The organism is Neobacillus drentensis (assembly GCF_036965645.1).
GTDB classification, from domain to species: Bacteria; Bacillota; Bacilli; order Bacillales; family Cytobacillaceae; genus Neobacillus; species Neobacillus drentensis_D.
This window is the reverse complement of sequence record NZ_JBALPZ010000021.1, coordinates 12,032-21,495: the sequence shown is the minus strand read 5'-3', so window position 1 is coordinate 21,495 and position 9,464 is coordinate 12,032. Positions and strand designations below refer to the sequence as shown.

6 protein-coding genes are annotated in these 9,464 nt (G+C 38.9%); 1 reads left to right on the top strand and 5 read right to left on the bottom strand.

The genetic code is table 11. From position 1 onward, the window contains the following. Positions 1 to 27: 27 nt before the first annotated feature. The 3 genes from cccB to prfB all read right to left on the bottom strand — a co-directional run bounded on the left by cccB (position 28) and on the right by prfB (position 2,617). Positions 28 to 378 (bottom strand): cytochrome c551, encoded by a 351-nt coding sequence (gene cccB / locus V7266_RS03655; protein WP_335465882.1) that lies wholly within the window; start codon positions 376 to 378, stop codon positions 28 to 30. Between the two features lie 52 nt (positions 379 to 430). Beyond that, positions 431 to 1,297, bottom strand: coding sequence for a YitT family protein (locus V7266_RS03650; protein WP_335465881.1), 867 nt, complete (start codon positions 1,295 to 1,297; stop codon positions 431 to 433). A gap of 218 nt (positions 1,298 to 1,515) precedes the next feature. Then, positions 1,516 to 2,617, bottom strand: a protein-coding gene (gene prfB, locus V7266_RS03645) for a peptide chain release factor 2 (protein ID WP_335465880.1) whose coding sequence is annotated in 2 segments (ribosomal slippage) — positions 1,516 to 2,544 and positions 2,546 to 2,617 — 1,101 coding nt in all. Because the reading frame shifts where the segments join, the coding sequence is not laid out codon by codon here. 302 nt (positions 2,618 to 2,919) lie between these two features. Here prfB and V7266_RS03640 point away from each other — a divergent pair. Continuing rightward, positions 2,920 to 4,854 (top strand): SEC-C metal-binding domain-containing protein, encoded by a 1,935-nt coding sequence (locus V7266_RS03640; protein ID WP_335465877.1) that lies wholly within the window; start codon positions 2,920 to 2,922, stop codon positions 4,852 to 4,854. A 77-nt stretch (positions 4,855 to 4,931) separates the two neighbouring features. Here the strand turns inward: V7266_RS03640 and V7266_RS03635 are convergent, their stop codons facing one another. Beyond that, positions 4,932 to 7,196, bottom strand: coding sequence for a hypothetical protein (locus V7266_RS03635; protein ID WP_335465876.1), 2,265 nt, complete (start codon positions 7,194 to 7,196; stop codon positions 4,932 to 4,934). Between the two features lie 282 nt (positions 7,197 to 7,478). Then, complete coding sequence (locus tag V7266_RS03630) at positions 7,479 to 9,365, bottom strand: cytochrome c3 family protein (RefSeq protein WP_335465874.1); 1,887 nt, start codon at positions 9,363 to 9,365, stop codon at positions 7,479 to 7,481. Positions 9,366 to 9,464: the final 99 nt, after the last annotated feature.

Sequence of the window (9,464 nt, the reverse complement as noted above, 5' to 3'; positions counted from 1 at the left end):
TTGTAACAGAACGTTTTCTTATTTTCCTTATTTTTTCCCTGAAAGCCAAGTTGCTATCGTATCAGCATCGTCGCCTGTGACTAAACCTGCAGGCATTCCACCTGATTTACCGTTCTTAAGGATGTCCAGAATTTCAGCTTTTGAATACTTAGAGCCAACCTTCGTTAAGTTTGGACCCATCGCACCCTTCATATCGCCGCCGTGACAGCTAGAGCACTTTTGATCGTAAATTTTTTGGGCATCATTAGCATTGGATGTTTTCGTCGTCGTTCCGGTGTCCTTATTTGTATCTGTTGATTTGTCATTGCCTCCACCGCAAGCGGCCAATCCCATAACAAGGGAGGTCCCTAGTAAAAAGGCTAAAAGCTTTTTCTTCATTAAATTACCCCCTTTAAGAAAATGTTTCCACCAATGTACTATTATACCAATCTTATGCGCGTTTGAAACCTTCGCCAAGCACCTCGGCAGCATCCATAACAATTACAAAGGCAGATGGATCAAGGGTTTTGACCAAATGTTTCAATTTTGTGAACTCCGTCTGATCTACGACGCACATGAGCACCGGCCTTTCATGGTCTGTAAAACCACCATATGCTGATAGTTTTGTCACTCCACGGTCAATTTTATTCAAAATTCCTTCGCGAACTTCATCTTGATTATTCGTTATGATCATTGCCATTTTTGATCCGTTAAAGCCCACCTGAACAAGGTCAATCGTTTTACTTGTCACAAATAGGGCAATTAACGCATATAATCCTTTTTCAATATCAAAGACAACTGCAGCTGTTAGAACAATCAACCCATCGATCATGACAACGCATCTGCCAAGGGTAAAACCAGTATATTTATTAATAATTTGAGCAGCTACATCGGTGCCGCCAGTGGAGCCATTTCCTCGGAAAACAATTCCAAGCCCAAGTCCTACGCCTATTCCTCCAAATAAAGCTCCAAGAAGGGCATCATGTGTCCAAGGTTCAAGATGTTTCGTCAGAAAAACAACAAATGGCAGAAAGATGGTTCCGGCAAGAGTTTTCACTCCGAATTGTTTTCCTAAAAAGAAAACACCAGCAATAAATAACGGAATATTAAAGGCCCATTGAACATAGGCTGGTTCCCATCCAAATACTCCCTTTAAAATCGTACTAATTCCGCTTACTCCTCCTGAAGCGACTTGGTTTGGGAGTAAAAACACATTAAAGGTTATGGCGATGATTGCCGCTCCTATTAACACGAGAATATATTCAAACGCCACGCTCAGTTTCGGATAGGTTTGTGTTAGGTTGTTAAAAACGTTCATACAACAGATTCTCCTCTATTTTCTATCTAAATCTGAAAGTGAGTATAGCATCTCAGAAATATTGGTGTAAATAGCGTTAAGTTAACGTGGTAAAGTGGTAATAAAGTGAAACTCCTTATCGGGATTTCTTTAGCTAGTTGTAGCTTTTGCCTTTCATTATCATTTCATTAGAAAAAGAAAAGCCCTTGCCATGATTTTTCGGCAAAGGCTTTAGACTGTTATGAAATTCTCGAACGTAAGTAAGCGTTAATAAACTGATCCAAGTCTCCATCCATAACTGCTTGAACATTACCGCTTTCTGTACTCGTGCGATGGTCTTTTACCATAGAATAAGGATGGAAAACATAGGAACGGATTTGGCTGCCCCAGCCGATTTCCTTCTGTTCGCCGCGGATTTCCAAAAGCTCTTGTTCCTGGCGCTCAATTTCCCGTTGATACAGCTTCGCTTTTAGCATTTTCATCGCTGACTCACGGTTTTTAATCTGCGAACGTTCTGATTGGCAGGTAACAACAACTCCCGTTGGCAAGTGGGTAATCCGAACTGCCGAATCTGTTGTATTGATATGCTGGCCACCAGCACCCGTTGCACGATAAGTATCAATTTTTAAATCCTCTGTACGGACTTCCACCTGAATTTCTTCATTAAATTCTGGCATGACTTCGCAGGAAACAAATGAAGTATGACGTCGTCCTGAAGCGTCAAATGGTGAAATCCGCACAAGGCGGTGAACTCCTTTTTCTGCTTTCAAATAGCCATAGGCATTATGTCCTTTAATCGACAATGTGACACTTTTGATTCCGGCTTCATCACCGGGAAGATAATCAAGTGTCTCCACCTTAAAGCCCTTCTTCTCCGCCCAGCGGGTGTACATCCTAAGCAGCATCGAGCCCCAGTCCTGAGATTCTGTCCCGCCGGCGCCCGGGTGCAGCTCAAGAATGGCATTATTTTTATCATATTCCTCACTTAAAAGAAGCTGTAATTCAAACTGGCTCAAACGGCTTGTTAATTGTTCTAGTTCTTCTTCGAGCTCTGCCCTTAAATCCTCATCATTTTCTTCTTTGACAAGTTCATAGGTTAGTTCAAGATTTTCATAAGAGTCATTCAACTCCATGAACTCGTTCACTTGATCTTTTAAAGCATTTGCTTCGCTGATAACGGCTTGTGCCTTCTCTTGATTATTCCAAAAATCAGGATGAAGCATTTCATCATCTAGCTCGGCTATTCTGGCTTCTTTATTTTCAAGGTCAAAGAGACCCCCTAAAGTCCGCTAATGTCTTAGCTGTTTTCTCAAGTTCATTCCGAATTTCTGCTAATTCCATTTTCTTCACCTCTATAAAAAATTACTGATATCGTCTCATAAATTAGTCAGTCCTATCCATTATAGCGCGAGAACCTGATTAAATTCAAAATTAGTCCATTCAAATCGTGTTTTTTATCAATATCCTTCCCCATCCGCAGCTCATATAAATGGAAAAAATCCATTAAATATCCTTAGTATTTATATATTTCAATGTGTCAAAGATGGTACTATTATATAAGAACAAACTCAGGTTTACCCAAAACTTATACATAAACAGAGCAATCGGACTGGCGCGAAACGATAAAAAAGGAGCAGAGGCGAATGGAGAAAATCAACCGTAATGAACCTTGTCCTTGCGGGAGTGGAAAAAAGTATAAAAAGTGCTGTGGAGCAAATGACGCCATTTCCATCACTGAGGTGCTTATCGATGAAATAGAGGATCTGCAGAAACAGTTCCTCCAATTTACTTACTATCACTTTGGTCATGAAATCGCTGAAGAATTTGAACTGCATGAACAAATGCTAGACATCGAAACAGAGCAAGAACGGGAATTCTTTGAAATGATTCATACCGTATGGTTTTCCCTGTTTGAAGAGTTGGATGATGGGGAAACGATTATTGAAAAATTTATTCATGCCGAAGCGGGAAAAATGAAACGGCCTAAATTAAGGCATATTTTACAAACATGGACAGACGCAAGAATCATTGCTGGGAAAGTTTTGTCTGTCGACCATAACACGCTGACCGTCGAAGATGGCTTCACATCAGAACAACTCAACGCTATTAATTTAACAGATGCCATTCAAGTAAAGGAAGGCACATTCTTTACGGGGATTCTGCTCCCATTTGAACATCAATATGTATTTTTTCCAGCACCAATAGAACTGGAGGGTCTCAAACCTGAGCTTGCCTTTTCCTACATCGAGGATTGCAGCTTTGAGGAAGAGTACGACACACCTCAAGAATATCTGACAGATTTTTTTATGCTGGTATTAAGCGAGCTGCCCATGATTGGCGGTTTGCTGGAAGTCGACGAGATGGATTGGCCCGCTCCTATTTATAAGGAAGTAGCAGACATCTTTAAGGAGAAGCTTCAAATGCAGGTGCCGCCACAAGTCTTAGATACAGGCTTAATTCTTTGGCATCATTTTTGTCTAAAAAAACAAAAGCGAATCCAAAATCCAAATATATATGTAGCCGCTCTTCATTATTTATTGTCAATGGTTGCTCCAATCGAACCATTAACACAAAAGGAATTAGCAACACAATATGGAGTGTCTGCCGGAAGTATCTCCTCGGTTGTATCTGAGTTAGAATTCGAATTATCAGAGGAAATGGCCGAGTTAATCGGGATTGTCTATGGAGAAGATGATGCGGTTGAGACATCTCTCGGTCAAATCGCACCTGTGATCGAATTCCCTGTAAACAATACGGCTCAAGCTGCGAAAAAATCGGAAAGCAGCTCTACTGTTAAGACACTGCCAAATGCTGCAGATCAGCACGTAAAGAAAACCAACGTGCGCAAGGTATCGAGGCGTGATGAGGAACGGGCACGCAACTTGATTTATGATGCCTTTCAAACGGAGGGAAAACAGCGGTATAAATTGGCAGAAGAGGCTTTAAAGCTCAATCCGAATTGTGTGGATGCCTATGTCATTCTTGCTGAAAAAACAAAGAGCTTAGAAGAAGCGATTTTGTTATATGAAAAAGGAATTCAAGCTGGTGAACGAGATCTAGGAAAGGATTTCTTCAAAGAAAACAAAGGGTATTTTTGGGGATTACTTGAAACAAGACCTTTTATGCGGGCAAAACTTCATTATGCCGAGGCCCTTTCGGTTCTGGGGAAGGCAGCAGAGGCGGCCCGGCATTACGAAGAATTACTTGAATTAAATCCAATGGACAACCAGGGTGTCCGTTACTCCTTATTTGTTGCTTATATGGATATGGGCGAGTTTAAAAAGGCTCATGGTATCCTTGAGGAATATGAAGAGACGACTGCTCAGAACTTATATAACCGGCTATTATTGGAGTTATGTGAACATGGTTTTACAGCTAATGCCGAGATGCTCTTGAAAGGTGCTAAAAAGGAAAACAAGTTTGTGATTCCTTATTTAACCGGCAAAAAGAGACTTCCTGCCTATCCGCCTGATTTTTACGGGTTTGGGGATGAGAATGAAGCGATTGTTTATGCAGATATGCATTTGCATTTGTGGAGGAAGGTTGATGGGTTGGTGGAGTGGTTGAAGGGTAGGTAGATTAATTTTACAACTTATAAAAATTAACTTCAAAACAAGAAACACGAGAGTTTGTTACTCTCGTGTTTTGTGTGTGATTATGGTGTTGATAAATCAACACCTGCAAGCGGCGCATGTGCTGCGTTAATCGACTGATCTCTAAAGTCCTTATAGGTTTTTGTTTGGTCACTATGACATTCAGAGCACCCTCGACTATCCGCAGCTTGATGGCCTGAAATGGTGGTATCAATTTTTGCCTGTTTACCGTATATCTCAGTTCCTTTATTATGGCAATTCAAACAGAAATTTCGCTCATTTGGTTCATTCCAAGTGGTTCCAACGGTCTTATACTTATCACTATTAGCTACCACATTATTACCTAATATCTCCCTTAAGTTAAATAAATTATTTGAAACATGAGTCTCGTGACACTCCGCACATGGAATTGCGCCGCTTAGCACACTTCCATCCCGTTGGGTCTGTTGGTCAGCAGACAATACAAAGTTATGACCTGAAGTTTGTTTTAAATATAAAGTTTCAATATCTGATGGCTTAGAATCCTGTACACTTTTTTCAGCATTATGGCATCGTAAACACAAAGAATAATCGGATATGGTCTTAAGTGATGGATTAGTTAATTTATTTGTAATCGTTCCTTTTGCTGTTAAAGATTTATTATATGCTAATGTTTCAAGTTTCCCTTTATCACTACTTATAGTTGAAAAATCAATAACATCATGGCATGAATCACAGGATGTATCAAGACTATCCACAGTAGGGGTCTCCAATCCCTGATCAGGATGCGCCTCATTATGTGTATATACATAATGATCTTTTAATAGGTTTTGATTTTCTTCCGACCATTCTAGGTGTGGATTATGACAGCTGGTACATGATTCTTGCTGCTTCATGACTTCAGTATTAGCAGCAGTATAACCATGAAGGTGCTGACTCTCCTTATTTTCTATAGATGGCGCATTTACTGTTCCATCATGACACGCCATACAATAGTTTTGTGAAGGATCATTAACGGGCTGATCCTTTGTCAGTTGCTCATTAAAATCTATTTGATATGTTCCATCTGTCAACGTAGGGCCTTTAGATTCATGCGTACTATGGCAGGCTGCGCACATATTTGTATTTAATTGATAATGTCCATGTGGATTTGATGATGCGTGACTTTGTGGATCATCTGGATCGTCCCACTTGACATTTGTCATGGTTGTGAATTTAAAAAGCTTAGTAAAAATAGGATTATCTAAATCATCCATAAGTTGTGGGTCAATATAAACCAAATAGGTTTTGTTAATTTTCAATTCATTACTATTAGGAGTAAAAATAATGTCATAATAATACTTACCATTTTTAGCAACTGGGCTGCTAATTTCTGTTGTACCTTGCAATGTATCTGAACCTAATAATACTTTAATAGGGTTATAGTAATTCGTTTGTATTTTTGTTTTCAGCTGATCCATTTGTTGATCATCGGCAATGGTAATCTTCAGTTTTGCATCCAGAGGGACATTGGTTAAATCTTCTCCCTTCCGTTCTGTACCGTTTGCTAAGACAATTCCTGTTTCCATAATAATTGGTCTGGTAAAAAAAAGTCTAAAATCAGTAGAATTTACTGCAGTCTCATTTGTTAAAAGATTTTTTATCTGCACGGTGAAATTATGTTCACCCTCCTCCAAGGATGTTGCAGTAAAAGCCCATTTCTTTGGAGAACTGCTATCATCAATATTCCAATCCGATTGATTGGTAGTCGAATCTGATACTATGTTACCATTCTCATCTAAAACAACAAATTTTAAGTCTTTTTTAGACACACCATCTGCTCTATACTCACCTGATATCTCCACATGTTTTGAATTAAAGGCATCATTTGATTGTGGAGACAGGATATTAATACTTAGGGCAGTGACAGCAATTGAATTAGTGATTATAAAAGAAACAGTTGCCGTATAGATATCATTTGTTATGGTATTTTTAATTTCTACAGTAATATCATGTCGGCCCTCTAGAAAGGACGAATCAGTAAAAGACCACGTCCTAGTTGTGCTCGTATCATCAATATTCCAATCCGATTGGTTGATAGAAGAGTCTGATATAACATTACCATTTTCAGAGACTGTAAAAAGCAGATCAGTCTTTGCGATATTATCAGCCACATAGGTTCCTGAAATGTCAACATTAACTGCATTAACTTCTGCATCCGGAGACGGGGAATCAATTGTAATAGAAAGCGGTCCTTCAAGTGCAGAATAAACACCAGAAGGCTGGATTGAAAAAATCGAGGTTACTACTAATAGTATAATTAAGAAACTGGAAAGATACGCTGTCTTCATCATGTAGATTAGTTTCATTTTTTTCAACTCTTTTTCTTTAAGAATTTAAGTCAGTTTTTATGGTTAGCTATTTAGATATAGGGATTTTATGTATATTATAGCAATCAAGAGGTGGAAAAGTTGGGGCAAAAATAAAGCAATTTATTGAAGGAATTGTGTCAATCATTTTGACAATTTTGTGTCTATATGAAATAATAAAAGTAAAAGCAAGGTAACAATTAATTGCTACCTTGCTCATTACTACAATTACATTTCACTTTTTCAAAAGCTAACAAATAGTGGCGCTATTTGTTGGCTTTTTTATTGTCTAGTAGAACCTGGTTGGCCAGATTTTAATGCATCACCAGCAACAGGACCTACAGAGTGGCTACCATAAACGGGATCATCTGCAGTTGGATCAATATGGTTATTATTAGGGTTACTTATAAACTGTCCACCAGAACCATGGCAAGCATAACATACTGACATACCGGTGTAACGTTTTAATGCTGAAGATGGGTTTGGATCAACAAAGTAACTTAAATCACCATTATGACTAACTGAAGTGAATTGAGATTCATCATTTGCATCTTTCATGATTGTTGCGTCAGTACCGTGACCGAAGTGACAACGCACACATGTAAGTTTGTCACTTCCTGTTGTATGGCGATGAGCTTGAGTATAAGTACCAGTTTTATTGGTTCGTACGTTTGATAGATAGTCTGTGTGGCAAGCTGAACAGTATTTACTCATTTCTGTTCCACTGTCAAAAACATAATTTGTGAATGTACTATCAAATAGTGATTTAATATCCGTAGTAGTTTCAACATCAATACCAAGACTGATTGTTGCCTTAGAAACTGCATTAACCGCTGCAGCATCACCAAATGCAAAACCATCTCTCCAAACAATTGTAAGACCAGTAGCAGGAGCTCCAGTTAAGACTGTATTAGCAGCTTCGCGACTAGAACCTCTTAACCACAAAGAAAAGTCTCTAACATATGCTTTACCAGTCCATCTGTATGTTTGAATGACCCTTTGATCTTTTTGTACATTAGCACGAGTATACATGTAGCCTTCTTTTGTTTTATCTGAAGAAAGGTCAGTACTTGCTACGGTTTTCTTAGCAACAACATATGGCTTAATGAATGATGCTAATGCAGTTGGATTTGCATCTAAATCGATGATTTCAAGGTCTTTGAATAATTTTCCATTTAAGGAATCCTTCTGATCATCAGTTGCATTTTCAAGTGTAGTACCATCTGGTAACGCTTTGTATTCAACTCCGCCCCAGCCTAGTGGATCCATATTCAAGTTATTTTCTGCAGTAGAACCGGAACCGTGTGGTGCGTGACAGCTAGCACAGTTAAATTCATTACCCCAGATAGCAGTAGCTGATTTGCCGCCTCCTGGTGCAGCACTTACATCAACAGAGCCGTCTGATTGGTGAAGGGAACCGTTGTGTGTAGTGTCCTGTTTTACGTTAAAAGTACCCGCGATTTCATTTGGAGTTTCATCATTTGCTGTTGCAAACGCGTTGTATGCACCTGTTGTACCATCATGGCAAGCAGAGCATGTGCTGTATACACCATCTTTAAATAGTAATGCTTCACCATTAGCAGCGGTGTGTGTTTGGTGACAGCCGGCACAAGAGTTTGTGTTGTTTTGATAGAAACCGTGTGTGTTACCACCTTTTTTAGCAGTTCCAGGTTGGCCAGTATGGTTTGCGTTGGTTAGTCCAGAACCCACAACGTCTAAAAGTTGATTAGGATCATTAGCTACAGAAGCTAAGCTTTGGTTATCATGAGTTGTAGTCACAGCGTATTTAATCTCTGTAGCTATTTCCTTAGAAGTATCAGTAACATCATACAAAACGAATTTGTAAATTTTACCATCTTCAAACACAACATTATCCTTTGTGATAACAAATGAGTTAGTAGGTGTTGTATTAGCAGGTTCAGGTACTGCAGTTACATTTTCTTTTATAGGAGAGGTATATAATAGATTTGAAAAATCATCTCCATCAAAGACCTTTACAGCAAAATCCTTCGTAGAATCATTACTAGTGTTAATAAATTTAAAAGTATAAGCATCTTTATTCCCGGACAAACTTGCCCAATACGCTCCTCTAGCAAATACAGAGGTGCTAAGTATTCCCACTAAAATAATCGTTAAGATTAGTGAGAAACTAAATTTGATCTTACTCATTCCAAAAAACCTCCCTGTTTTTTGTTTCTCTCTTTCTCTCTCTTTCTCTCTCTTTTCTCTTTTCACTTAAATATTTCCCTTTCTTAAAGGCATCACCTC